This is a genomic window from Amycolatopsis sp. 195334CR (assembly GCF_017309385.1).
GTDB lineage: Bacteria > Actinomycetota > Actinomycetes > Mycobacteriales > Pseudonocardiaceae > Amycolatopsis.
On the sequence record NZ_JAFJMJ010000001.1, the window covers coordinates 3576620 to 3601487 of the forward strand.

28 protein-coding genes are annotated in these 24868 nt (G+C 70.5%); 20 read left to right on the top strand and 8 right to left on the bottom strand.

Going from position 1 to position 24868, the window contains the following annotated elements; genetic code table 11:
- Positions 1-61: 61 nt before the first annotated feature.
- From JYK18_RS17520 to JYK18_RS17545, 6 genes are all read left to right on the top strand, one after another.
- Positions 62-400, top strand: a complete 339-nt coding sequence (locus JYK18_RS17520) for a helix-turn-helix transcriptional regulator (RefSeq protein WP_206803054.1) — start codon at positions 62-64, stop codon at positions 398-400.
- Complete coding sequence (locus tag JYK18_RS17525) at positions 382-1065, top strand: permease prefix domain 1-containing protein (RefSeq protein WP_206803055.1); 684 nt, start codon at positions 382-384, stop codon at positions 1063-1065. Before JYK18_RS17520 ends, JYK18_RS17525 begins: the two co-directional genes overlap by 19 nt.
- Entirely contained in the window at positions 1062-1367 is a 306-nt protein-coding gene (locus JYK18_RS17530; RefSeq protein WP_206803056.1) for a DivIVA domain-containing protein, read from the top strand. The genes JYK18_RS17525 and JYK18_RS17530 overlap by 4 nt, the downstream gene beginning before the upstream one ends.
- Positions 1367-1822 (top strand): SRPBCC family protein, encoded by a 456-nt coding sequence (locus tag JYK18_RS17535; protein WP_206803057.1) that lies wholly within the window; start codon positions 1367-1369, stop codon positions 1820-1822. Before JYK18_RS17530 ends, JYK18_RS17535 begins: the two co-directional genes overlap by 1 nt.
- Entirely contained in the window at positions 1819-2382 is a 564-nt protein-coding gene (locus JYK18_RS17540) for a DNA-3-methyladenine glycosylase I (protein WP_206803058.1), read from the top strand. Before JYK18_RS17535 ends, JYK18_RS17540 begins: the two co-directional genes overlap by 4 nt.
- 122 nt (positions 2383-2504) lie before the next feature.
- On the top strand, positions 2505-3452 hold the full coding sequence (locus tag JYK18_RS17545; RefSeq protein WP_206803059.1) for a hypothetical protein: 948 nt from the start codon (positions 2505-2507) through the stop codon (positions 3450-3452).
- 97 nt (positions 3453-3549) lie between these two features.
- Here the strand turns inward: JYK18_RS17545 and JYK18_RS17550 are convergent, their stop codons facing one another.
- Positions 3550-4353: an enoyl-CoA hydratase-related protein gene (locus tag JYK18_RS17550; protein WP_206803060.1), complete on the bottom strand. Its 804-nt coding sequence runs from the start codon at positions 4351-4353 to the stop codon at positions 3550-3552.
- 192 nt (positions 4354-4545) lie between these two features.
- Between JYK18_RS17550 and JYK18_RS17555 the strand changes: the two genes are divergently transcribed.
- Both JYK18_RS17555 and JYK18_RS17560 read left to right on the top strand, forming a co-directional pair.
- The gene (locus JYK18_RS17555; protein ID WP_113698116.1) at positions 4546-4713 is read left to right on the top strand and encodes a DUF3117 domain-containing protein; all 168 of its coding nucleotides are present in this window, start codon (positions 4546-4548) and stop codon (positions 4711-4713) included.
- An 85-nt stretch (positions 4714-4798) separates the two neighbouring features.
- Positions 4799-6253, top strand: a complete 1455-nt coding sequence (locus tag JYK18_RS17560; protein WP_206803061.1) for a M17 family metallopeptidase — start codon at positions 4799-4801, stop codon at positions 6251-6253.
- On the opposite strand, the gene JYK18_RS17565 is transcribed toward JYK18_RS17560, so the two are convergent.
- Positions 6244-7149, bottom strand: coding sequence for a LysR family transcriptional regulator (locus JYK18_RS17565; protein WP_206803062.1), 906 nt, complete (start codon positions 7147-7149; stop codon positions 6244-6246). The two genes, JYK18_RS17560 and JYK18_RS17565, sit on opposite strands and share 10 nt — an antisense overlap.
- Positions 7150-7211: 62 nt before the next feature.
- Between JYK18_RS17565 and JYK18_RS17570 the strand changes: the two genes are divergently transcribed.
- Complete coding sequence (locus JYK18_RS17570; RefSeq protein WP_206803063.1) at positions 7212-8399, top strand: MFS transporter; 1188 nt, start codon at positions 7212-7214, stop codon at positions 8397-8399.
- Here the strand turns inward: JYK18_RS17570 and JYK18_RS17575 are convergent.
- Positions 8388-9014, bottom strand: a complete 627-nt coding sequence (locus JYK18_RS17575; RefSeq protein ID WP_206803064.1) for a class I SAM-dependent methyltransferase — start codon at positions 9012-9014, stop codon at positions 8388-8390. The two genes, JYK18_RS17570 and JYK18_RS17575, sit on opposite strands and share 12 nt — an antisense overlap.
- Before the next feature lie 200 nt (positions 9015-9214).
- Between JYK18_RS17575 and sigE the strand changes: the two genes are divergently transcribed.
- From sigE to tatB, 4 genes are all read left to right on the top strand, one after another.
- Positions 9215-9844 carry an RNA polymerase sigma factor SigE gene (gene sigE, locus JYK18_RS17580; protein WP_206803065.1) on the top strand — a complete coding sequence of 210 codons (630 nt, stop codon included), beginning with the start codon at positions 9215-9217 and terminating at the stop codon, positions 9842-9844.
- A complete protein-coding gene (locus JYK18_RS17585) occupies positions 9841-10482 on the top strand; it encodes an anti-sigma factor (RefSeq protein WP_206803066.1) in 642 nt (213 codons plus the stop codon). Before sigE ends, JYK18_RS17585 begins: the two co-directional genes overlap by 4 nt.
- Before the next feature lie 257 nt (positions 10483-10739).
- Positions 10740-12275: a S1C family serine protease gene (locus JYK18_RS17590; protein ID WP_206803067.1), complete on the top strand. Its 1536-nt coding sequence runs from the start codon at positions 10740-10742 to the stop codon at positions 12273-12275.
- 68 nt (positions 12276-12343) lie between these two features.
- The gene (tatB, locus tag JYK18_RS17595) at positions 12344-12763 is read left to right on the top strand and encodes a Sec-independent protein translocase protein TatB (protein ID WP_206803068.1); all 420 of its coding nucleotides are present in this window, start codon (positions 12344-12346) and stop codon (positions 12761-12763) included.
- A gap of 309 nt (positions 12764-13072) precedes the next feature.
- On the opposite strand, the gene JYK18_RS17600 is transcribed toward tatB, so the two are convergent.
- From JYK18_RS17600 to JYK18_RS17615, 4 genes are read right to left on the bottom strand one after another with little or no spacing between them, the layout of a single operon-like run.
- Positions 13073-14218, bottom strand: coding sequence for an Mrp/NBP35 family ATP-binding protein (locus tag JYK18_RS17600; RefSeq protein ID WP_206803069.1), 1146 nt, complete (start codon positions 14216-14218; stop codon positions 13073-13075).
- A 9-nt stretch (positions 14219-14227) separates the two neighbouring features.
- Positions 14228-14740: a DUF1003 domain-containing protein gene (locus JYK18_RS17605; RefSeq protein WP_206803070.1), complete on the bottom strand. Its 513-nt coding sequence runs from the start codon at positions 14738-14740 to the stop codon at positions 14228-14230.
- The gene (locus JYK18_RS17610; protein WP_206803071.1) at positions 14733-16031 is read right to left on the bottom strand and encodes a magnesium transporter MgtE N-terminal domain-containing protein; all 1299 of its coding nucleotides are present in this window, start codon (positions 16029-16031) and stop codon (positions 14733-14735) included. The genes JYK18_RS17605 and JYK18_RS17610 overlap by 8 nt, the downstream gene beginning before the upstream one ends.
- 9 nt (positions 16032-16040) lie before the next feature.
- Positions 16041-16943, bottom strand: coding sequence for an aminoglycoside phosphotransferase family protein (locus tag JYK18_RS17615; RefSeq protein ID WP_307795936.1), 903 nt, complete (start codon positions 16941-16943; stop codon positions 16041-16043).
- A 64-nt stretch (positions 16944-17007) separates the two neighbouring features.
- Here JYK18_RS17615 and JYK18_RS17620 point away from each other — a divergent pair, with 64 nt between their 5' ends.
- Positions 17008-17811 carry a slipin family protein gene (locus JYK18_RS17620; protein ID WP_206803072.1) on the top strand — a complete coding sequence of 268 codons (804 nt, stop codon included), beginning with the start codon at positions 17008-17010 and terminating at the stop codon, positions 17809-17811.
- On the opposite strand, the gene JYK18_RS17625 is transcribed toward JYK18_RS17620, so the two are convergent.
- Complete coding sequence (locus JYK18_RS17625; RefSeq protein WP_206803073.1) at positions 17808-18197, bottom strand: DUF4190 domain-containing protein; 390 nt, start codon at positions 18195-18197, stop codon at positions 17808-17810. The genes JYK18_RS17620 and JYK18_RS17625 overlap by 4 nt on opposite strands.
- Before the next feature lie 233 nt (positions 18198-18430).
- On the opposite strand from JYK18_RS17625, the gene JYK18_RS17630 reads away from it, so the two are divergent.
- From JYK18_RS17630 to JYK18_RS17655, 6 genes are all read left to right on the top strand, one after another.
- Complete coding sequence (locus tag JYK18_RS17630) at positions 18431-19627, top strand: acyl-CoA dehydrogenase family protein (protein ID WP_206803074.1); 1197 nt, start codon at positions 18431-18433, stop codon at positions 19625-19627.
- Between the two features lie 73 nt (positions 19628-19700).
- On the top strand, positions 19701-20231 hold the full coding sequence (locus JYK18_RS17635) for a general stress protein (RefSeq protein WP_153037599.1): 531 nt from the start codon (positions 19701-19703) through the stop codon (positions 20229-20231).
- Between the two features lie 272 nt (positions 20232-20503).
- Positions 20504-21826 (top strand): ABC transporter substrate-binding protein, encoded by a 1323-nt coding sequence (locus JYK18_RS17640; protein ID WP_206803075.1) that lies wholly within the window; start codon positions 20504-20506, stop codon positions 21824-21826.
- The gene (locus tag JYK18_RS17645) at positions 21823-22776 is read left to right on the top strand and encodes a sugar ABC transporter permease (RefSeq protein ID WP_307795937.1); all 954 of its coding nucleotides are present in this window, start codon (positions 21823-21825) and stop codon (positions 22774-22776) included. The genes JYK18_RS17640 and JYK18_RS17645 overlap by 4 nt, the downstream gene beginning before the upstream one ends.
- On the top strand, positions 22776-23618 hold the full coding sequence (locus JYK18_RS17650; protein WP_206803076.1) for a carbohydrate ABC transporter permease: 843 nt from the start codon (positions 22776-22778) through the stop codon (positions 23616-23618). The genes JYK18_RS17645 and JYK18_RS17650 overlap by 1 nt, the downstream gene beginning before the upstream one ends.
- 8 nt (positions 23619-23626) lie before the next feature.
- Positions 23627-24808 carry an ABC transporter ATP-binding protein gene (locus tag JYK18_RS17655; protein WP_206803077.1) on the top strand — a complete coding sequence of 394 codons (1182 nt, stop codon included), beginning with the start codon at positions 23627-23629 and terminating at the stop codon, positions 24806-24808.
- The last annotated feature ends 60 nt before the right edge of the window (positions 24809-24868 follow it).

Genomic DNA, 24868 nt, shown 5'->3' on the forward strand with positions numbered 1-24868 from the left:
GGGAGAAGTCAGGGTTGTCTCCGGTACCTCCCCGAGACCGGCATCAGTAGAGTGCCTATCTATGAAGGCGGACGCGTTGCGCGGACATCTGGACGCCCTGCTGCTGGCCGTGCTGGACGGCCGCAAGCTGCACGGGTACGCGATCATCGAGGCGCTGCAGGCCCGCAGCGGCGGGGCGCTCGACCTGCCCACCGGCACGGTGTACCCGGCGCTGCGGCGGCTGGAGCGCGCCGGGTTCCTCGCCAGCGAGTGGGACGTGGTGTCCGGGCGCAAGCGGCGCACCTACCGGCTGACCAGGGCCGGGCAGAAGTCACTGGCCGCCGAGCGCGCCGAGTGGCAGCAGTTCACCACGGTGATCGGCGCGGTACTGGGAGGGCAGGCATGGCCGGCGCAGGCGTGATCGACCGCTACCTGGAGGACCTGGCGGGCTCGCTGTACGGCTCGCCCGCGCGCAAGTCGGACCTGCTCGCCGAGGCACGCGACAGCCTCGACGACGCCACCGAGAGCTACCGGTCGGCGGGGTACTCGGAGGAGGAGGCGCAGCGGCGCGCGGTCACCGAGTTCGGCGCGGTCGCCGAGGTGCGCGAGGACTACCAGTCCGAACTGGGGCTGGCGACCGGGGTGCAGGCGCTGCGCTCGCTGGCGCTGGCGTTGCCGCTGATGCACGTGCTGTGGGAGCTGACCAGGCTGACCACCTTCGGGTCGTGGAGCAACGTCGGCGTGGTCATGCCCGACTGGTACGGGCCGCTCGCGCGCACCGCCGACTACACCGGGTACGCCATGGCCGGGCTCGGCCTGGCCGCGTTGCTGGTGGCGCGGGTGCTCTGCCGGTACGCGCGCTCGGCGCGGGCCGGGCGGTGGATCTCGCTGGTGGCGGCCACCGCGGTGGCGGCGGACCTGCTGGTGCGGGTGGCGCTGGTCAGCGCGAGCGGGTTCATCGACACCAGCCTGTTGCTGCTGTCCTGGCCGTGCGCGGTGGTGGGGCTGCTGTCGATGATGATCAGCGCGCGACTGGTCGTGCTGGCGCGACGGTCGTGGCGGGCCTGTGTCACGATCGTGGCGTGACCACCGCGCTGATCTACCTAGTCGTCATGCTGCTGGTCGCGGCCGTGGTGTTCCTGCTGGCCGCGGTCGTCTTCGGCCGGGGTGAGGAGCTGGCCCCGCTGGCGCCGGGCGCGTCGCCGACCCGGTTGCCCGCCGAGGACCTGACCGGCGAGGACCTGCGGGCCGTGCGCTTCCAGCTGGTCCTGCGCGGGTACAAGATGTCCGAAGTGGACTGGGTGCTGCGCCGGGCGGGCAACGAGCTGGACGCGCTGCGGGCCAGGGTGGCGGAGCTGGAGGGCCGCCGCCGCGAGGACGTGGGCTGATGCCGGAGCTGGTGCTGTCGGTGCGCGTGGCCGCGCCCGCGGGGACGACCTGGCTGGCGCTGACCGACTGGGCGCGGCAGGGCGAGTGGATGCTCGGCACGCGCGTCGAGGTGACCGCGGGCAACGGGCGCAGCGTGGGCTCGCGGCTGTCGGCGTTCACCGGTCTTCTGGGCGTCGGGTTCACCGACACGATGGAGATCACCGGCTGGGAGCCGCCGGTGCGGTGCTCGGTGCGGCACACCGGGCGGGTGGTGCGGGGGACGGGGTCGTTCCACGTGCACGCGCAGGGGGCCGACCGGTCGACGCTGGTGTGGTCGGAGCAGTTGAAGTTGCCGCTGGGGCCGCTGGGCCGGCTGGGCTGGCCGGTGGCGAAGCCGGCGTTCGCGCTGGGGGTGCGGTATTCACTGGACCGCTTCGCGCGGTTCGCGGAGTCCTATTCGGTGGGTGGCTCATGAGTTTGGTGGGCGCGGACGGGGTTTCGCGGTGTGCCTGGGGGAATTCGGCGCCGGATTACGCGGAGTACCACGACAAGGAATGGGGATTTACCCTGCGCGGGTCGCAGGCCCTGTTCGAAAGGCTTTCCCTGGAGGCCTTCCAGTCGGGTTTGTCGTGGATCGTCATCCTGCGGAAACGCCCGGCCTTCCGGGCGGCTTTCGCGGACTTCGACCCGGCCGCCGTAGCCACCTTCGATGACGACGACGTCGACCGCCTCCTGGGGGACGCGGGGATCGTCCGGAACCGCTCCAAAATCCTGGCCACGATTCGCAACGCCCGCGCCGTCCAGGAGCTGGACCAGCCCCTGGACGAACTGCTGTGGTCGTTCGCCCCTTCGTCGTCGCCGAGGCCCGCCACCATGGAAGACGTCCCGGCCATCACCCCGGAATCACGGGCGATGGCGAAAACCCTGAAGAAACTGGGCTTCGCCTTTGTCGGCCCCACGACGTGCTACGCCCTGATGCAAGCCACCGGCATGGTCGACGACCACGTACGATCCTGCTTCCGCGCCACCTCGTAGCCGCCCCGCCGTGCAGTGAATGTGGCTTTCACTGCGGATTCGGCTGTGAAAGCCACATTCACTGCACGTCGGGCCGAAAGTGTCGGTGCTCCGGAGCAGCATCGGCGACCATGAAACCAAACATGGGAACCGAACCCTGCCTGCGTGACCACAGCAGGCACGGGGTCATCCGCGTCGCCAAGCTCGCCGAACTCGGCGTGCCATCGAGCACCACCTACCGGCGTTGCCAGCCGGGTGGGCCGTGGACGTACCTGCTGCCCGGGATAGTGCTCCTGGACAGAACGCGGCCGACCGCACGACAACGCGTCGAAGCCGCCTTGCTCCATGTTCGTGGGGTCGGGCTCGTGACCGGCTTCGAGGCAGCTCGCCGTTACGGGATGCGCAGCGTACCGACGGGCAACGAAGTGCACCTACTGGTGCCGGCCGACTGCCAAGTCCGCAGTCCCGGCTTCGTGCTGGTCGAGCGCACCACGTCCCTACCGGAGAAGACCATCGTGGGCGGTGTGCCGACGGCACCGCCTGCCAGAGCGCTGCTCGACGGGGTGCGGCGGATTCGCGACCGCGACGCGGTCATGGCGTTGCTGATCGAGGCACGCCAATCCGGGCTCTGCACGCTGGCAGAGCTCGCGGCCGGACTGCGAACTGGTAGCCGTCGTGGCACCGCGCTACCTCGTACGGTGCTGAAAGCGTTGGCCGAAGATGTCCGCTCGGTCGCCGAGGTGCACGCGGGCGCTATCTGGAGAAGAGCGGGACTGCCCCCGCCGCTGCGCAACCCCGTGCTCGTGCGTTCGGGCGGCAGTTACGTCGCGAGACCGGATCTTTGGTGCGACGAGGTGGCGTTGGCTTGGGAGATCGATTCCTTCGAACACCACTTCCAGCGAAGCGACTACGCCGGGACGCTGGAACGCAATGCTCGTTACGCCGGGGCGGGGGTGGTCGTCGTGCAGACCGTGCCCAGCAGGCTGAAGACCGCACCGGATGCGGTGATCGCGGAACTCCGCGCCGCCTACGAAGCGGCAAGGAATCGCCCACGCCCCGACGTGGCGATCCAACACCCCGACGCCGCCTGACCGGCAAGTAGCTGCTGTGAATGTGGCTTTCACAGCGAAATCCGCTGTGAAAGCCACATTCACGCCACGAGGAGGGCGCGACGAGGCGCGCCGCGGGTTACTTTCCTTGGAAGGTGGGGCGGCGCTTGGTGACGAAGGCGTCCACGGCTTCCGCGTGGTCCGCCGTGCCGCCCAGGGCGGCCTGCGCGGATTCTTCCGCGGCCAGCGCCTCGGCCAAGGTGCTTTCGGCGGCGACCGAGAGCACCTCCTTGATCTTCGCGTAGGCGACCGTCGGGCCGGCGGCGAGGCGAGCGGCGATGGCCCCGGCGCGCGCCGCCAAGTCTGAGTCCGGCACGACTTCGCTCACCAGGCCCAGCGAGAGCGCCTCATCCGAAGAAACCTTCCGCGCCAGCAACATCAGTTCCGTCGCCCGGCCCAGGCCGATGAGGCGTTGCAGCGTCCACGACGCGCCCGAGTCCGGACCCAGCCCGACGTTCGCGAAGGCCATCAGGAAGTTCGCCGACGAAGCCGCGATGCGGATGTCGCTGGCGTACGCGAACGCGGCACCGGCACCCGCCGCCGCGCCGTTGACCGCGGCGATCACCGGCTTCGGCATCCCGGTGATCAGCTCGACGATCGGGTTGTAGTGCTCAGCCACCGTGTGCAACGGCGCCGGGTCGTTCGCCTGCAGCAACCCGACGTGCTCCTTCAGGTCCTGCCCGGCGCAGAACGCCTTCCCCGACCCGGTCAGCACCACCGCGCGCACCCCGTCGTCGGCCGCCGCGTCGCGGAGGGCGGCCAGCAGCCGCTCCTTCAACTCGACGGTGAGGGAGTTGTACGCCTGCGGCCGGTTCAGCGTGAGCGTCCGGACACCCGGCGTGTCCGTGCTGTCGCTCACCAGAAGAACGTCCTCTGTGGTCACTGCTGCTCCTGTCGTTCCTCGGGGTTCGACTGGCGAGTCTGACACCCCGGCGAGCCGCATACCAGCACCGATGATGTGTGAAAAGATCGGTCCGCGCGCGCGGCCGCTCGCTGATGAGGGAGAATGGTTACTACCCGGTTGGCTTTGGCGAGCGCGACCCGGGCGCGCCGGTTGATACGGAGGGAGCACGCTATGGCGGCCATGAAGCCCCGGACCGGAGATGGTCCCCTCGAAGTGACTAAGGAGGGGCGGGGCCTCGTGATGCGCGTACCGGTCGAGGGCGGTGGGCGTCTCGTCGTCGAGCTCTCGGCCGAGGAAGCGAAGGATCTCGGGGCCGCGCTCCAGGAAGCCACCGGCTGAACGAGCTTCGGTTGGACACCCCGGTCCCCGTCACGGAGACCGGGGTTAACTCTTGCCCGGATTCCGCCTGTTCTGGAGGTCGCTGATGGCGCGCGTTCCGTTACCGTCCGTACCCGGTCGGCTGGTCGAGGTCGAAGTGCTGGACGCCTCCCGCCGCGGCGCGCTGGAGGCGGTGCTCGTCGCGTTGCCGGAGGGCGACGCCGAACTCGAGCCGATCGCCGGCGTCCACCCCTCCGGCAAGGCCGGTGAGGTCAAGCTGGTGCCCGGCGACCCCAAGGTCCGCTGGCTGGTCGGCGTCGGCAAGGGCAAGGCGGAGCACTACCGCGCCGCCGGTGCCGCGCTGGCCAGGGCCGTCGACGCCTACCTCGAGCACGATCCGGTGAAGTCGGTGCAGATCGCGCTCGACGAGGACGCCACCACCGAGACCGCCTACGAGCTGGCGATGGGCGCGATGCTCGGCGGCTACCAGTACAAGGTCACCGGCGAGGAGCCGAAGCCCCGGCTCAAGACGCTGCGCCTGATCCCGCGGTTCGAGCGCGCCGTGCCGGAGTTCGCCGAAGCGGTCGACCGCGCGCGTGAACTCGCCGCGGCCGCCTCGCTCGCCCGCGACCTGGCGAACACCCCGTCCAACGTGAAGGACCCGGCCTGGCTGGCCGGGACCACCGAGCGGCTGGTCGCCGGCGTGGCCGGCCTGACCGCCACCATCCGCGACGAGAAGTGGCTGGCCGAGCAGGGCTTCGGCGGCGTGCTCGCGGTCGGCGGCGGTTCGGCGAGCCCGCCGCGGCTGATCGAACTGGACTACAAGCCGCGCGGCGCCGTCCGGCACCTGCTCTACGTCGGCAAGGGCATCACCTTCGACACCGGCGGCCTGTCCATCAAACCGGCCGACGGCATGCACCTGATGCGCACCGACATGGCCGGTGGTGGCGCGGTGATCGCCGCGGTCCGCGCGATCGCGGCGCTCGGCCTCAAGGTGCGGGTGACCGCGCTGGTCCCGGCCGCGGAGAACCACGTGTCCGGCTCGTCCTACCGCCCCGGCGACATCGTCCGGCACTACGGCGGCAAGACCACCGAGGTCGGCAACACCGACGCCGAGGGCCGCATGGTGCTCGCCGACGCGCTGGCCTACGGCATCAAGCGGTTCAAGCCGGACGCGGTGGTCGACGTGGCCACGCTGACCGGCGCCATGAAGGTCGCGCTCGGCCTGCGCACCGGTGGCCTGTTCGCCAGCGATGACGACCTCGCCGCCCGGATCACCGCCGCCGGTGAAGCGGCGGGCGAGGCCTGGTGGCGGATGCCGCTGCTGGACGCGCACGTGGAAGCGGTCAAGGGCGAACTCGGCGACGTCAAGCAGACGCCGGGCGGTCCCGGCGGCATCACCGCGGCGTTGTTCCTGCGGGAGTTCACCGGCGGGGTGCCGTGGGCGCACCTCGACATCGCGGGCCCGGCGAGGGCGGACCGCACCTACGCCGACGTGGTGCCCGGCGGCACCGGTTTCGCCGCCCGCACGCTCGTCGAACTGGCTGCCGCCTACGCGTGATCCAGCACGTGCGCGCGGAAGGCGCGCACGGCGGGGGTGAGGTCGGTCCCGGCCGACCAGACCAGCCCGATCGTCCGGGTGACCGGCGGTTCGAGCGGGACCTCGGCGACGCCCGCCGGTGGTCCCGGCTCGAACCGGGGGAGCAGCGCTACGCCCATCCCGGCGGCGACCAGCCCGCGCACGGTGTCCGATTCCTGACCTTCGAAGGCGATCGATGGGGTGAATCCGGCGGCGGCGCACAGTTCGTCGGTGATCTGGCGGAGGCCGTACCCCGGTTCGAGGGTGACGAAGGCTTCCTCGGCCAGTTCCCCGGTGTGCACGCGGTCGCGGGTGGCCAGCGGGTGCCCGGTCGGCACGCTCAGCCGCAGTTCCTCGTGGGTGAGCGTGAACGATTCGAACGCGGGGTCGGCGGGCAGCGGGGCGACCAGCGCGAGGTCCAGTTCGCCGGCGCGGAGCCGGTCGAGCACGTCCTGGCGCGACCCCTGCGCGAGGCTGAACCGCACGTTCGGGTGCGCGCGCCGGAACCCGGCCAGCAGCGAGGGCACCAGGGACCGGCCGAGCAGGTGGAGGAAGCCGAGCACCACGTGCCCGCGGTCCGGATGCACCTCTTCCCGAGCTAAGCGAGCACCGCTCTCCAATAAGAGCAGTGCTCTCTCAGCGGTGTCGGCCAGCAGCTGACCGGGTCGCGTGAGCCGGACGCCCCGGCCGTCGGGCGCGGTCAGGGAGGCGCCGAGGCGGCGGCCGAGCGCGCCGAGGCGGCGGCTGGCCGTCGGCTGCGGCAGGCCGACCAGTTCCGCCGCCCGGGTGATGTTGTTGGTCACCCGGAGCGCGGCGAGCAGGGCCAGATCCGGCGCCAGCTCCTGGACAAAGCGCTGGTCGGTGGATTCATTCAGCACGGTATCGATTATCGCTTATGGACGTATTGGACGTATTGGTTAGCGCGGCTTAGCTTCGGCCCGTGACCACTACCGCCCCCGCGCCCACGTCCGAGGTCGCCGCACCGACGCGACGGGTCACGGTGGCCGTCGCGGCGGCGGGCATCTCCTCGTTCGCCCTGCTCTACGCACCCCAGCCGGTGCTGCCGCAGCTGGCCGAGCGGTTCCACCTCGATCCCGGCGGCGCCTCGCTCGCGGTCAGCGTGGCGACCGGCGCGCTGGCGATCTCGGTGCTGCCCATCGCGACGCTGTCCGAGGTGGTCGGCAGGCGACGGGTGATCCTGGCGTCGGTGGTCTCCTCGGTGCTGCTCGGCCTGGCGCTGCCGTTCGCCCCGGACTTCACCTCGTTGCTGGTGCTGCGCGCGCTGCAGGGGATCGCCATCGCGGGCTTCGCCGGGGTCGCCGCGGCCTACCTCGCCGAACGCCTCGGCAAGGCCGGGGTGGCCGCGGCGGTGGGCGCGATGATCGCCGGGAACACCGTCGGCGGCATGCTCGGGCGGCTGTCGAGCGGGTTCGCCGCCGACTGGCTCGGCTGGCCGGGCGCGCTCGGCCTGACCGCCGGGCTGGCACTGGTCTGCGCCCTGCTGACGGTGTTCACCCTGCCGAAGGCGGAGGTGCGCCGGGGCGGGTTCAAACCGCTCAGCGGGTTCCGCGCGGCGCTGTCCAGCCGGGTGCTGCTCGCGCAGTACGCGGTGGCGCTGCTCGCGATGGGGTCGTTCGTCGCGCTGTACAACGCGGCCGGGTTCCGGCTCACCGGCGACCCGCTCGACCTCTCGCCGTCGATCGCGTCACTGGTGTTCCTCGCCTACGCGATGGGCACCTTCACCTCGGGGTACGCGGGACGGCTGGTCGGGCGGTTCGGCAGGCTCCGCACGCTGGGCGGCGCGCTGGTGATCACCGTGCTGGGCGCGTCGCTGACCATCGTCGACTCGCTGATCTGCGTTGCCATCGGGTTCGTCGTGCTGACCGGGGGCTTCTTCGCCGCGCACGCGACGGCCAACGGCTGGGCCGCGGCCGAGGCCCCACCCGGCGCGCGCGGGCCGGCGGGCGGGCTGTACACGCTGGCCTACTACCTGGGCAGCAGCGTCGGCGGCACGGTCGGCGCGACCGTCTACGGGCACGCCGGGTGGGCGTGGCTCATCGCGCTCGCGGCGGCGTGGCTCCTGCTCGCCCTGCTGATCGCGGTGCTGGCCGCCCGGTCAAAGCACTGACGCGACCAGCAGGCCGCCGCCGACCGGCAGCACCGCGGGCACCAGCCGGTCGTTCTCGCGCACCGCCCGCGCCACGTCCCGCATGGCCAGGGTCTCCGGGTCCCGGCCGTTGCGGACCCCGGACAGCAGGTTGTGGAAGGCGATCACCCCGCCGGGGCGCAGCAACTGCACGCCCTCGTCGAAGTAGTTCGGGTACTCGGCGCGCGCGGCGTCCACGAAGACCAGGTCGTAGCCGCCCGCGGTGAGCCTCGGCAGCACGTCCAGCGCGCGGCCCATGATCAGCCGGGTGCGGCCCGGCGGCAGGCCCGCCTCGAGAAAGGTCTTGCGGGCCGCGCGGTGGAACTCCGGTTCGATGTCGATCGAGGTGAGCACCCCGTCCTCGGCCATGCCGCGCAGCAGGTAGAGCCCGCTGACCCCGACCCCGGTCCCGACCTCCACCACCGCCCTGGCCTGCAGCGTCGCGGCGAGAAAGCTCAACGTGGCCCCGCAGGCCGCGCCGACCGGGGCGCACCCCAGCTCGGCCGACCTGGCGCGCGACGCGACCAGGACCTCGTCGTCGGGCAGATAGCCCTCGACGAAGACGCCCAGGTCGTCCAGGTGTGTGTCGGAGTGCACGGAGTGAGGTTAGCGGGGTCTGTCGACATATCAGCGCAGGACGCCGGGCAGGTCCGCGAGAACCGGCGCCGAACACTTCTCAGGCTCCTCTCAGCGCTGTCTCACTACAACCATAAGGAAGCCGGACAGACTCTGGGCAAGGAACCGGGAACACCCTGCGCCGGGACAGCGTTAGGGGAAGTAGTTGGGAGATCAGCCTGATGGAGGTGCCTTCCCCCACGATGCAGAAGAGCACGCAGGTCGAGCCGGTGGCCGTCGACGAGGCCACCGAGGCTTCCTGGACGCCGCCGTCCTGGGACGAGGTGGTGCGCGAGCACGCCGACCGGGTCTACCGCCTGGCCTACCGCCTCACCGGTAACACCCACGACGCCGAGGACCTCACCCAGGAGACCTTCATCCGGGTGTTCCGCTCGCTCGCCAACTACAAGCCGGGCACCTTCGAGGGCTGGCTGCACCGCATCACCACGAACCTCTTCCTCGACATGGCCCGCCGCCGCTCCCGCGTGCGGATGGAGGGCCTGCCCGAGGACACCGACCGCATCGTGGGCGACGACCCGAGCCCCGAGCAGGTCTACTCGGACACCCACCTCGACCCCGACCTGCAGGCCGCGCTGGACGAGCTCCCGCCGGAGTTCCGCGCCGCGGTCGTGCTGTGCGACGTCGAGGGCCTGTCCTACGAGGAGATCGGCGCGACGCTCGGGGTCAAGCTGGGCACCGTGCGCAGCCGGATCCACCGCGGCCGCCAGGCCCTGCGTGCCTCGCTGGAGCGCGCGCGGGCGATGAAGCGGGAGGCCATCCCGGTGCCGTCCCCGGTGGGGGCGCCGGCATGACCGAAGCGCGCGGTTGGGGACTGCCCGAGTCGCATCTGCTGCCCGACGCGGTGGTCGCGTTCGTCGACGGTGAGCTCTCCCTCGGCGCGCGGGACCGCGCGTCGAGCCACCTCGCTCGCTGCCCTTCGTGCGCGGGTGAAGTGGCCGCGCAGCGCCAGGCCCGCGCGGAGGTCAAGCGCGCGGACGCCCCCGCCATGTCGGCGGGCTTCCTGGCCAGCCTTCGCGACATCCCCCAGCACACCGAGTTGAGCACCACGCCGGACAACCTGGCGATCACCGAGGACGGCCAGCTCGTGGCCATCCAGCGGCCCGATCGGGTGGCGGGCTTGCGGGACGGTTCCGCGCCGCTGGGTTCGTCGGCACCGCTCGGCAACTCGCGCAACGTGCTCGGCGGCGGCCGCTTCGGCGTGTCCGGCCGTCGGGCCGCGCAGGGTGCCGGGGTGGTGGTGTCCGGGCTCGTGCTCAGCGCGCTCGCGCTGGTGGTCACCGACGGCGGGGACGTCGCCGATCCGCAGCAGAACCCGCTTTCCGGCGTGATGCCCGCGCAGTTCGGCGCGAACCCGGCGCCGGTGCCGAGCTTCGTGCCGCCGACGCCTTCCTCGGCCAGCACCACGCCGAGCGCGCCCGCGGGTCGCTGACCTCACCGCCGCCGGACTGAGCAGGCTCGCCGAGCCCGGTGCTGAGGCATTGCCGGGCGTTTGATGTCCGCTCGCGGGGTGGCTGAGCAGCCTGGGGCCGGCTCGTCGAGCTTCGAGCCCGTGCTGAGGCATTGCGCCGTCACCCCGCCGGGCGGCTGAGCAGGGGCGAAACGCCTACTTCACCGGCCAGGCGGCAGAATTCCCGGCAAACGTCCGGCGTGGAATCGCGCCGACGCCGGTCACGCGTCGAGGAATGAATGAGCCAGCAGCCCAACCCGCAGCAGGACCCGTCCGGCGCGCCGCGGCGCGAGGACAGGCTCGCCCCACGGCCCCTGGACCGCCCGCCGGTGGATCCGGCGCAGGCTTCGGTCTTCGGCCGCCCGCGTGGCGTCGACGGCGCCTTCGACCGCCTCTACGCCCCCGACGCGCGTGCCAACGGCAAGGCCCAGCAGGTGACGCTCGCGCCGCCGCCCCCCGAATCGCTGGCCGAGGCCTTCCGACGGCCGCCCGAGGCCGCCGGGGTGGTGTTGCAGCGCCCGGCCGACGACGCCGGCGCGCAACCCGAGACCGAGGCGCCGCTGTGGTCCAAGCCCGCCGACCCGTGGCGTGACCCGAACGCCGGCGCGCTGCTCGGCGGCCCGGCCGTGGCCACCGAGGAAGAAACCAAGGAAGACCCGGAGGAGCGCCCGCGCGGCGCCATGCTCAGCCTGCCCGAGGTGCTGTTCGGCCGTCGCGTGAAGCCCACCGCGCTGGCCCTGCTCGGCGTGATCGCGCTGCTCATCGGCGCGGTCGGCGGGCTGGCGGGCTGGTGGCTGTCCGACCGCGGTGACGCGCTGACCGGTGAGCTGAACATCGCCGAGGCCGAGGCGGGCAAGGAGCGCCCGCCGGGTTCGGTGGCCGACGTCGCGCGCCGGGTGGCGCCTGCGGTGGTGTCGCTGGAGATCCGGATCGGCGAGGGCGGCGGCAGCGGCTCCGGCGTGGTGATCGACCCGCAGGGCTACATCCTCACCAACGACCACGTGGTCTCGATGGCGGTCAAGGACCAGTCCGCCAAGATCACCGCGGTGTTCATCAACGGCGCGCGGACCGAGGCCAAGGTGGTCGGCACCGATCCGAAGACCGATCTCGCGGTGGTCAAGGTGAACGTGCCGGACCCGGTGGTGGCGCAGGTGGGCAAGTCCGCCGATCTCGCCGTCGGGGATTCGGTGCTGGCCGTCGGCTCGCCGCTGGGCCTGGAGAACACGGTGACCAGCGGCATCGTCAGCGCGCTGAACCGGCCGATCGGCATGCCGGGCGAGAACGGCGGCCCGCCGTCGAACTACGGCGCGATCCAGACCGACGCGCCGATCAACCCGGGCAACTCCGGTGGCGCGCTGGTGGATTCGACCGGGGCGCTGGTCGGCATCAACACCTCGATCCTCGGCGGCGGCGAGGGCCAGGGCGGCAACATCGGCATCGGCTTCGCCATCCCGATCGACCAGGCGATCAAGATCAGCCGCTCGCTGATCGAGCAGGGTTCGGTCAAGCACGCCGACCTGGGGCTGAACGCGGCTTCGGTGGCGGCGAACACCTCCGAGGGCGCGCAGGTGCAGAACGTGGCGCCGGGCAGCCCGGCCGCCGCGGCCGGCATCGCCGAGGGTGACGTGATCACCAAGGTCGGGGACCGGATCGTGCGGACCGCGACCGAGCTGACCGTGGTGGTGCGGGAGCACAACATCGGCGACGTGGTGCCGGTGCAGTTGTCGCGGCAGGGCAGGCAGCTGGTGGTCGACGTCACGCTGGGCTCGGACTGACCCTGGGTTCGTCACCGGATCGGGCGGTACGCTGAGCTTGGCGCAGTGCACAAGGCGGAGGTCACAGGGTGTTCGAGAGCGTTGGCTGGGGCGAAATCCTCGTCCTCATCGTGGCCGGGCTGTTCATTCTGGGCCCGGAGCGGCTGCCGGAAGCGGCGGCCTGGCTCGGCAAGAGCATGCGGAAGGTGCGCGATTTCGCCAGTGGCGCGCGGCAGCAGCTCAAGGACGAGATGGGCCCGGAGTTCGAGGAGTACCGCAAGCCGCTGGAGGACCTGCGGCAACTGCGGAACTTCGACCCGAAGCGGGCGGTCACGCAGCACCTGTTCGACGGTGACGCGGACCCGCTGGGCCTGAACAACATCAACGGCAACGGGGGCGGTTCGGCGGAGGCCGCCAAGCCGAACGGGCACCCGGCGGCTGCCGCGTCACCGGCCGCGGAACCGCTGAAACCAGGCGAAAAGCCCCCGGTCGACCCGGACGCCACCTGACCCACCGGCGGACGCCACCGGCTCCACCGGCGGACGCTACCGGCTCCACCAGCGGCCGCCACCTGACCCACCGGCGGCTCGCCACCGGCCCCACCGGCGGACACCACCTGACTCACCGGCGGCCCGCTCGGCTCCGACCGCGACCCGACCCGATGTCACCAATGTGGCCGGGGTACCTCGCGCGCCCCGACAGCCCGCCGATCAGACGGGGACGCCGTGGCGTTCCTGGCGGCGAGGACAGCCCGATGTCATGAAGGCGGCTTTCGAGACAGCGTCCCGAAAGCCACCTTCGTGACGTGAACTCCGAGGTCAGCGACCCGCCGGGGTGACGTTCAGCATCATGCCCGCCAGCCCCCGCGCCCGTACCGAAAGCTTCTCCGCGGCCGCGGTGAGGACCTGCGCGGCGGGGGCATCCGGCGAAGAAAGCACGATCGGCGTACCGGCATCCCCCTGTTCCCGCAGCCGCGGGTCCAGCGGCACCTGACCGAGCAACGGCACCGTCGAGCCCACCGACTTCGACAGCGAGTCGGCCACCGACTGGCCGCCGCCGGAGCCGAAGATCTCCATGCGCGTGCCGTCCGGCTGCTCCAGCCACGACATGTTCTCGATCACCCCGGCCACCCGCTGCCGCGTCTGCAGCGCGATCGCCCCGGCCCGCTCGGCCACCTCGGCCGCCGCCTGCTGGGGGGTGGTGACCACCAGGATCTCCGCGTTCGGGATCAGCTGCGCCACCGAGATCGCGATGTCACCGGTACCCGGCGGCAGGTCCAGCAGCAGCACGTCCAGGTCACCCCAGAACACGTCGGCCAGGAACTGCTGCAGCGCGCGGTGCAGCATCGGCCCGCGCCACACCACCGGCGTGTTGCCCGGGGTGAACATGCCGATCGAGATGACCTTCACCCCGTGCGCCTGCGGCGGCATGATCATCGTGTCGACCTTGGTCGGCTTCTCCCCGGCGCCCAGCATGCGCGGCACCGAGTGGCCGTAGATGTCCGCGTCGACCACGCCGACCGAGAGCCCGCGCTTGGCCATCGCCACCGCGAGGTTCACCGTCACGCTCGACTTGCCGACGCCACCCTTACCGGACGCGACGCAGTACACCCGGGTCAGCGACCCCGGCTGGGCGAACGGGATGACCGGTTCCTTCGCGTCGCCGCGCAGCGACTTGCGCAGTTCGGTGCGCTGCTCGTCGCTCATCACGTCCAGCTCGACGCGCACGCCGCGCACGCCGCCGAGCTTCTCCACCGCGGCGGTGGTGTCCTTGGTGATGGTGTCCTTGAGCGGGCAGCCGGCCACGGTCAGGTAGATCGCGACGACCACCACGCCGTCCTCGCCGACCGTGACGTCCTTGACCATGCCGAGCTCGGTGATCGGTTTCTTGATCTCCGGGTCGTAGACGGTCTTCAGCGCCTCGCGGACGTCGTCGGTGCTCGGGAGCTGTCCAGTGCTGGTCACCCTTCCATGTTACGTATCGGTAGTGCTGCTCCGAGCCCGGCTCTTCCGCGGCTTGGTGTCGAGGTCCTCGCGCAGCTTGTCCAGTTCGCCGCGCAGGTAGTCGCGCGTGGCCACCTCACCGATCGCCAGCCGCAGCGCGGCCAGCTCCCTGGCCAGGAACTCCGTGTCCGCCTTGGTCTGCGCCGCCCGCGTCCGGTCCTCGTCCAGCGAGACGCGGTCCCGGTCGTCCTGGCGGTTCTGCGCGAGCAGGATCAGCGGCGCGGCGTACGCGGCCTGGGTGGAAAAGGCCAGGTTGAGCAGGATGAACGGGTACGGGTCCCACTGCAGCGACACCGCCACCAGGTTCAGCGTGATCCACACGATCACGATCAGCGTCTGCCAGAACAGGTAGGTCCCGGTGCCGAGGAAGCGCGCGACCCGCTCGGTGAACCGGCCGAAGGCGTCCGGGTCCAGCCGCACCCCGATCCGGCGGCGGCCGGCCCGTGGCTGGTCGAGCCGTCGTCGTGGATGCAGCTCAGGCACGTTCCCACTCCTTGGAATCCGTCGCGCGCACGTCGTGCAGGCCGGTCTCGCGCCAGCCCTCGGGCAGCAGGTGGTCGAGCACGTCGTCCACGGTGACCGCGCCGACCAGGTGGTCACCCGCGTCCACCACCGGCCCGCAGGCCAGGTTGTACGCGGCGAAGTACCGGGTGACCTCGGTCAGCGTGGCCCCGGGGTGCAGTGCGGGCAGGTCGGTGTCGACCGCGCTGGCCACCAGTTCCGCCGGGGGCTCCCGCAGCAGCCGCTGGAAGTGCACGCAGCCGACGTACCGGCCGGTGGGCGTGGCCTGCGGCGGGCGGCAGACGAAGACCATGGTGGCCAGCGCGGCGGGCAGTTCCCGGTTGCGGATGCGGGCCAGCGCCTCGGCGACGGTGGCGTCCGGCGAGAGCACCACCGGCTCCGGGGTCATCAGCCCGCCCGCGGTGTCCGACGAGTACGCCAGCAGCCGCCGGACCGGCTCGGACTCCTCCGGCTCCATCAGTTCCAGCAGCCTGCTCTGGTCCGCCGGGGTCAGCTCGGCGAGCAGGTCGGCGGCGTCGTCGGGGTTCATCGCCTCGAGGATGTCCGCGGCCCGCTCCTCGGCGAGGTAGCCGAGCAGGTCCTTCTGGTCGTCCTCGGGCAGTTCTTCGATGACGTCGGCGAGGCGCTCGTCGTCCATCGCGTCGGCGACCTCGTGCCGTCGCTTGACCGGCAGGTCCCGCAGCGTGGCGGCGATGTCCACGGCCCGCATGGTGTCGAACAGCATCAGCAGCTGACCGGCGCCCTGCGGCTGCTGGGCCAGGTCGGTCAGGCCGAGCCCGGCGACCTCGGTCCACGGCAGGACCTGCAACGACGACCGGCGGCGGCCCAGCCCGAGCCGCGAACTCCGCTCCCGCACGGCCAGCTTCGACAGCACCCAGTCGCGCGTGCGGGTCGGCTCCATCGCGGCGTCGGCCACGGTGACCCGGACGCCGGTGGCGGCCAGCGAGGCCTGGGCGTCGGCGAGCTGGCCGAGCACCAGCACCTCGTTGGGGCGGCGGTGGAACTGGCGCATGTTCACCGAACCCGTGGCCAGCCCGACCGCGTTCGGCTCGATCGAGGTGACCCGGAGCATCGGCACGAACACCCGGCGCCGGGTGGCCAGCTCGACCACCAGCCCGAGCACCCGGGGCGCCTGCTGGTCCAGCCGGAGCCCGGCGACCAGGTCACGCACCTTGCCGATGGATTCGCCGTCCGGGCCGAAAACCGGCAAACCGGCCAGTTGAGCAGCGAAAACGCGGTTCACGGCGGCCATGGCCGAAGACTATCCGAGGGCGAGCGCGTTCGCCGGAAGCCGCCGCGCCCAGTCGAGCACCGGTTCCAGCGCGCCCAGCAGCCACCGGTCGCCGGCCGCGAGCGCGTAGAACCACGCGTCGACCAACCGGAACAGCACCCACCACCGGGCCAGGTCCAGATCGAGCCCGGCGACCGAGACGATCGTGCGCAGGCGGTCGGCCACCGGGGTCTCGGTGGCGCGGTTCCACAGCAGCGGGATCACCCCGAACTCGGGATCACCCGCGAGCGGCTGCGGATCGATCACCAGCCACGGCCGCCGCGTCCCGGCGAGCACGTTCTCGTAGTGCAGGTCCTGGTTCACCAGCAGCGAGGCGGTTTCCGGGCCGCGTTCACGGGCGAAGCCGACCGCGGCGTCCACCAGCCGTGACGGCAGCGGGTGGCCGAGTTCCCGGGATTCGCGGGGGAGTTCCTCGGTCCAGCGCTCGCTTTCGGTGCGCAGGTGCCGGGGCAGCACGGGGGCGGGCACGGCCAGCTCGGCCAGTAGCGCGGCGGCGATCTCGACCGCCGGGCCGATCGGTTCGGTGCTCAGGTCGCGGGTGCTGTCGAGCCGTTCGAGCAGCAGCGCGCCGGGTTCGTGCGCCAGCAGCAGCACCGCGCCCCGGCCGTTCCAAGTGGACAGTGCGAGCGGCTCGCCCGCGGTCTCCGCGTCCTGCCAGGTCAGCTTCAGCACGGCGGGCGTGCCGTCGGCGCGGCGCACCGGCTGCACCACCGCGGCGTACCCGTGCCGGACCGGGCCGTCCACGGTCAGCGACCAGCGGTCCAGCAACCGGCGCGCCAGCTCGGGCAGCTCGTCCAGCCAGGCGCGCCCGGCGTCGCCTTCACGCCGGGAAATCCGCTCGTGGAACGGCTCGGGGACCTCGAATTCGGGCACCGGATCACCTTCCCAGCCGGAGTAACATCGAAGCGAGGGGGTTTCGCGCGTCGCGGGAGGCGCCATGGTGCTGGAAATCCTCACCGCCGCCGTGGTGGTGGCCGGGATCGGACTGGGTTCGGCGGTCCGCGTGGTCAAGCAGTACGAGCGCGGGCTGATCTACCGCTTCGGCCGGGTGCGGCCGCACGTGCGCGAGGCCGGGCTGGTGCTGCTGGTGCCGTTCGTGGACCGCATCCAGAAGGTCAACATGCAGATCATCACCATGCCGATCCCCGCCCAGGACGGCATCACCCGCGACAACGTCACGGTCAAGGTGGACGCGGTGGTCTACTTCAAGGTGACCGATCCGGTGCTGGCCGCGGTGAACGTGGAGGACTACCGGTCCGCGGTGGGCCAGGTGGCGCAGACCTCGCTGCGCTCGATCATCGGCAAGAGCGAGCTGGACGACCTGCTGTCCAACCGCGAACACCTCAACGAGGGCCTGGAACTGCTCATCGACAGCCCGGCGCTGGGCTGGGGCATCCACATCGACCGGGTGGAGATCAAGGACGTCGCGCTGCCGGAGGGCATGAAGCGCTCGATGTCGCGGCAGGCCGAAGCCGAACGGGAACGTCGCGCCAGGGTGATCTCGGCGGACGGCGAGCTGCAGGCCTCGCACAAACTCGCCGAGGCGGCGGCCACGATGGCCGACACCCCGGCGGCGCTGCAACTGCGGCTGCTGGAGACGGTGGTCCAGGTGGCCGCGGAGAAGAACTCGACCCTGGTGCTGCCGTTCCCGGTGGAACTGCTGCGGTTCCTCGACCGCGCGGCCAAGGCGGAGGACAACGACGGTGCCGTCGCCCCCCAACCGCGCGAGCCGAGCGGCTAGTCGAAGTCCCAGTCGGTGGCGATCCCGGCGATCACCAGGATGATCACGCCGATCAGCAGCAGGCCGACCACCACCCAGCCGATGATGATCGCGGCCAGCGCCATGCCCTGGCCGCCCGCCTCCCCGCGCTTGGCCTTGGCGTAGGCGATGTGGCCGAGCACCAGGCCGACGATGGACAGGATGCCGCCGCAGGCGACCAGCCCGACGATCGAGCAGATCATCGCCGCCACGGCCATGCCCTGGTCCTGGTTCTGCATGGGCATCGGCTGGCCGTAGCCGTACCCGTACCCGGGTTGCTGCGGGTACGGCTGCTGCGGGTAGCCGCCCGACGGCGGGCCGTAGGACTGCGGCTGCTGCTGGCCGTAGGGATCCTGGGGGTAGCTCATGGGCGAACTCCGATTGGCTGGTGAGGCGAGCCGGCGGGTAGCACGAACGGGTGGACCATGCTGATCGCCGAGCTGTCCGGCCGACGCATCGGGCCCCCTCACGTGCCACCGATCCGGCGCTCACCGTAGCGCCCCGGTGGTGAGCGCGCTCATAGCAGTCCGGAACGAGTCAGGTCATACTCACCGGTAACACACCAATGCCGCGCCGCGTTCGGAAGATGAAGGAGCCAATGATGGCCCGCCTCGCCCAGACCGCCGGACTGACCGACATCCAGTCCGAGATCCTCGCCACGGTCCGTTCCTTCGTCGACAAGGAGGTCATCCCGCACGCCCAGGAGCTGGAGCACGCGGACACCTACCCGGCCGACATCGTCGAGGGCATGAAGGAGATGGGGCTGTTCGGGCTGACCATTCCCGAGTCCTACGGCGGGCTCGGCGAGTCGCTGCTGACCTACGCGCTGGTGGTGGAGGAGATCGCGCGCGGCTGGATGAGCGTGTCCGGGGTGATCAACACGCACTTCATCGTGGCGCACATGATCTCCCGGCACGGCACCGAGGAGCAGAAGAAGCACTTCCTGCCCCGGATGGCCACCGGTGAGGTCCGCGGCTCGTTCTCCATGTCCGAGCCGGATCTGGGTTCCGACGTGGCCGCGATCAAGACCAAGGCGCGCCGCGACGGCGACGACTACGTGATCGACGGCGCGAAGATGTGGCTGACCAACGGCGGCAGCTCGAACCTGATCGCGTTGCTGGTGCGCACCGACGAGGGCGCCGAAAAGGCGCACCAGAACCTGACCACTTTCCTGGTGGAGAAGCCGGAGGGCTTCGGCGAGGTCGCGCCCGGCCTGACCATTCCCGGCAAGATCGAGAAGATGGGCTACAAGGGCGTCGACACCACCGAAGCGGTGTTCGACGGCTTCCGCATCGGCGCGGACAAGGTGCTCGGCGCCGCGCCGGGCAAGGGGTTCGCGTACATGATGGACGGTGTCGAGGTCGGCCGGGTGAACGTGGCCGCGCGCGCCTGCGGCATCGCGATCAGGGCGTTCGAGCTGGCGGTGGAGTACGCCCAGCAGCGGAAGACCTTCGGCAAGCCGATCGCCGAGCACCAGGCGATCGCGTTCAAGCTGGCCGAGATGGCCACCAAGGTCGAGGCCGCGCACCTGATGATGGTCAACGCGGCGCGGCTCAAGGACTCCGGCGCGCGCAACGACGTCGAGGCGGGCATGGCCAAGCTGATCGCCAGCGAGTACTGCGCCGAGGTCACCCAGGAGGCGTTCCGCATCCACGGCGGCTACGGCTACTCCAAGGAGTACGAGATCGAGCGGCTGATGCGCGAGGCCCCGTTCCTGCTGATCGGCGAGGGCACCAGCGAGATCCAGAAGACGATCATCAGCCGCGGCCTGCTCCGCGAGTACAAATCCCGAGGCTGATCGGGGTACCTGGTTAGCCAGGAGCGCGCGGGGTTGGCAGGATGGAGGCGTCCCTCCGCGTAGAGCACAGGTGATCAACTTGACCGGTCCGTTCTCCTCAGCGCGTCCCGCGCCGGGACAGCCGCGCCTGCCCACCCCGCCCACCGGCTGGCCGGTGGGTTCGTACGGCACCTACGAGGAAGCCCAGAGCGCGGTCGAACACCTCGCCTCGAACGAGCTCGAGGTGCGCGACGTGACCATCGTCGGCGTGGACCTGATGCTCGTCGAGCGGGTGGTCGGCAGGCTGTCCTGGGGCAAGGTGCTCGGCACCGGCGCGATTTCCGGTGCCTGGCTGGGCTTGCTGATCGGGCTGCTGCTGAGCGTGTTCTCCCCGCCGGGCAGCAGCCCGGCGCCGCCGATCCTGGTCGGCCTGGCCGCCGGGGTGCTGTTCGGGCTGATCACCGCGGCGATGAGCTACTCGCTGACCAAGGGCCGCCGCGACTTCTCCTCGACCAGCCAGCTGGTGGCCGGCCGGTACGACGTGCTGTGCCAGCCGCGCAACGCGGAGAAGGCGCGCGACCTGCTGGCCAAGCACGCCATGCGCTCACCCGGCGCACTGGGCTGAACGGCCCCGGGGGCGAGCCCCGTTTTGTTGCCGCTACGCTGTGCCGTTTTGCTGTATACCGCAAGATTTCCCTAAGTTCAGCCTAAATCGCTGAATCGTTACGGTCATTGCTTGCGGCCGGTGATCGCCGGGCATAAGTTGCTGTGCACCGGTCGGGCCGCACGAGGCGGTCTTTCGTGCCAGCCCGACGCCATGCACGTCGGGGTGCTGGCGTGGCTCTCCACCTCACCGCGCCTGGTGCCACCGAGCGTGCGCGCTGGGAAGGAGGCCAGATGGGGAAAGCGAACGCCAGGAACCGGCGAGGACGTTCGCCCGGACGGGCGATGTCGGTTCTGGGCGCGGGGCTGATGGCCGCCGGGCTGCTCACCGCCTGCGGTTCGAGTGGCGGCCTGAAGATCAACATCTACTACGCGCCGGAGGACAACTTCCAGAAGGTTGTCGACCAGTGCAACACCAAGGCGGGCGGTCGCTACGAGATCGTCTACAACAAACTTCCGCGTGGTGCGGACGGTCAGCGCGAGCAGATGGTGCGCCGCTTGGCCGCTGGGGATGAGGGCCTGGACATCCTGGGCCTGGACGTGAACTGGGTGGCGGAGTTCGCCGAGGCCGGCTGGGCCGAGGAGTGGACCGGCGACAACAAGGCGCAGGCTTCGGCCGGGGTGCTGCCCGGTCCACTTGAGACGGCGACGTGGAACGGCAAGCTCTACGCCGCGCCGAAGAACACGAACGTGCAGTTGCTCTGGTACGACGACCGGGTCACCCCGGCGCCGCCGGAGACCTGGGACCAGATGATCGACCAGGCGCTCGCGCTCAAGGCGCAGGGCAAGCCGAGCGAGATCCTGTTCACCGGCGCGCAGTACGAGGGCCTGGTGGTCATCTACAACACGCTGGTCGAGTCGGCGGGCGGGCGGATCCTGTCCGAGGACGGCAAATCCGTGGTGATGGACGAGGGCGCGGTCAAGGCGCTGGAGATCCTCAAGCGGGTGACCTCGTCGGGCATCACCAACGCCTCGCTGACCAACCAGAAGGAGGACGAGGTCCGCCAGCAGTTCCAGCGCGGCACCGGCGCCTTCGAGCTGAACTGGCCGTTCGTCTACCCCTCCTACAAGAAGGAGAAGCCGGACGACCTGGCGCACTTCAAGTGGGCCACCTACCCGTCGGTGGTGCCGGGCCAGCCCGCGCGCACCACGATCGGTGGGTACGACCTGGCGGTCAGCACCGCGTCGCAGCACAAGCCGGAGGCGTTCGAAGCCGCGCTTTGCCTGCGCAGCCCGGAAAGCCAGAAGTTCTCCGCGCTGAACGACGGCGTGCCGCCGACGCTGGAGGCGCTCTACACCGACACCACGCCACTGGACCCGGGCAAGCCGGCCGGGGACGACAACCCGAGCATGGACACGCAGTACCCGATGCGGGAGACCATTCTCGAGGCGCTGAAGAACGCCGCGGTCCGTCCGCTGACCCCGGCGTACCAGAACCTGTCGACGGTGATGTCCAAGGTGCTGTCGCCGCCGTCGGCGATCGATCCGCAGGCCACCGCGGAGGAACTGCGCAAGCAGCTCGCCGACGCACTCGAGTCGAAGGGAGTGATCCCGTGACCGTCGCCGAACCAGCGGCGCCCGCGGCGACCGCCGTCAACGGTGGTAAACGCGGGAAGCCCCCGTTGAGCGAAGGCAAGAAGGCGGAACGGCGGCTCGGGCTGCTGCTCTGCGCCCCGGCCGCGCTGGTGATGATCGCGGTCACCGGCTGGCCGATCATCTACTCGGTCTGGCTTTCCCTGCAGCGCTACGACCTCCGCTTCCCCGGGCAGCAGGAGTTCGTCGGCCTGGACAACTACGTCGCGGTGCTGACGAACTCCTACTGGTGGACCTCGTTCGGGACCACCATGTTGCTCACCGTGGTGTCGGTGGCGATCGAGCTGGTGCTCGGCATGGGACTGGCGCTGATCATGCACCGCACGCTGGTCGCCCGCGGCCTGGTGCGCACGGTTTCGCTGATCCCGTACGGCATCGTCACCGTGGTGGCGGCGTTCTCGTGGTACTACGCGTGGACGCCGGAGACCGGTTACCTGGCCAACCTGATCGCGCCGGAGTCGGCGCTGCTGACCGAGCGGCTGCCGTCGCTGGCCATCATCGTGCTGGCCGAGGTGTGGAAGACCACGCCGTTCATGGCGCTGCTGCTGATGGCCGGGCTGGCGCTGGTGCCGGACGACCTGCTCAAGGCCGCGTCGATGGACGGGGCGAGCGCGTGGCAGCGGTTCACCAAGGTGATGCTGCCGGTGATGAAGCCGGCCATCCTGGTCGCGCTGCTGTTCCGCACGCTGGACGCGTTCCGCATCTTCGACAACATCTTCGTGCTGACCAACGGCGCGCAGGACACGTCGTCGGTGTCGATGCAGACCTACAACAACCTGATCAAGGGGCTGAACCTCGGTATCGGATCCACGATGGCCGTGCTGATCTTCCTCACCGTGGCCATCATCGCCTTCATCTTCATCAAGGTGTTCGGCACCGCGGCGCCGGGCAGTGATCCGGGAGGTAAGCGCTGATGGTCATGGGAGGTGCGGCCACCGGTGGCCGCAAGCTCAAGTGGACCCTGATCGACATCGTGGTGGTGGTCTACGCGCTGTTCCCGGTGCTGTGGATCGTGTCGCTGTCGTTCAAGAGCAAGGAAACCCTGGCGGACGGCAGTTTCATCCCGACCGAGTGGACCCTGCAGAACTACGCCGACATCTTCGCCACCACGGAGTTCATCCGGGCGCTGGTCAACTCGATCGGCATCGCGATCATCGCCACGCTGATCGCGGTGGTGCTCGGCACGATGGCGGCCTACGCGATCGCGCGGCTGGACTTCCCCGGCAAGCAGCTGCTGGTCGGGGTCTCGCTGCTGATCGCGATGTTCCCGCAGGTCTCGCTGGTCACCCCGCTGTTCAACATCGAGCGCGAGCTCGGCCTGTTCGACACCTGGCCGGGGCTGATCCTGCCCTACATCACCTTCGCGCTGCCGCTGGCGATCTACACGCTGTCGGCGTTCTTCCGGGAGATCCCCTGGGAACTGGAGAAGGCGGCGAAGATGGACGGGGCGACGCCGGCCCAGGCGTTCCGCCGGGTGATCGCGCCGCTGGCCGCGCCCGGGGTGTTCACCACCGCGATCCTGGTGTTCATCTTCTGCTGGAACGACTTCCTGTTCGCCATCTCGCTGACCTCGACCGAGGCCTCGCGCACGGTCCCGGCGGCGTTGTCGTTCTTCACCGGTTCCTCGCAGTTCGAGGACCCCACGGGCACGATCTCCGCGGCGGCCGTGGTGATCACCGTGCCGATCATCCTGTTCGTGTTGTTCTTCCAGCGTCGCATCGTGGCGGGGCTGACCTCCGGCGCCGTTAAGGGGTAAGTGCGGAAATGGCTGAGATAGTTCTCGAGAACGTGAGCAAGCGCTACCCCGACGGAGCGCTCGCGGTGTCCGAGGTCAACCTGGAGATCGCCGACGGCGAGTTCATCATCCTGGTCGGCCCGTCCGGCTGCGGGAAGTCCACCACGCTGAACATGGTGGCGGGACTGGAGGACATCTCCTCCGGTGAGCTGCGCATCGACGGCCAGCGCGTCAACGAGAAGGCACCGAAGGACCGCGACATCGCCATGGTGTTCCAGTCCTACGCGCTCTACCCGCACATGAGCGTGCGGGAGAACATGGCCTTCCCGCTGCGACTGGCCAAAGTGGACGACGCGACGGTCAAGTCCAAGGTGGACGAAGCAGCGCGGATCCTGGACCTGACCCAGCACCTGGACCGCAAGCCGGCCAACCTCTCCGGTGGCCAGCGCCAGCGGGTGGCGATGGGCCGGGCGATCGTGCGCAGCCCCAAGGCGTTCCTGATGGACGAGCCGCTGTCCAACCTGGACGCCAAGCTGCGCGGGCAGATGCGGACCTCGGTGTCCAAGCTGCAGAAGCAGCTGGGCACCACCACCCTCTACGTGACGCACGACCAGACCGAGGCGATGACCCTTGGTGACCGGGTCGTCGTGCTGCGGGGTGGGTACGTGCAGCAGATCGGGTCACCGCAGTTCCTCTACGACAACCCGGCGAACCTCTTCGTGGCCGGGTTCATCGGCTCCCCGTCGATGAACTTCGTACCGGCCACACTGGAGAACGGGGCTTTGCAGACCCCGTTCGGCGAGGTTGCGTTGAGTGACCGCGTGCGGCAGCTGGTCGAGGCCTCCGACGGCGGCCGCGAGGTCATCGCCGGTGTCCGGCCGGAGCACTTCGAAGACGCCGCGCTGCTCGACGACGCCCAGAAGAGCGGCGGCGTCACCTTCACCGCGACGGTGGACGTGCTGGAGTCGATGGGCTCGGAGAAGTACGCCCACTTCTCGGTCGAGGGTTCGGAGGCGACCTCTTCGGACCTGGCCGACCTGGCCGCCGACAGCGGCTCGGCGGACGTCCCGGACAGCGGCTCGGCGATCGTCACTCGGTTGTCGGCGTCTTCGGGTGCGAAGGAGGGGGAGCCGCTTGACATTTGGTTCGATGCGGACAAGGTGCAGATCTTTGATCCGTCGTCGGGGAAGAACCTGACTTACGCTGGTTGAGGTTTGGCTGGGGGCCACCCCGGTTTTTTAGTGTGACTACGGCGAAGGCCGGTTGGTCAA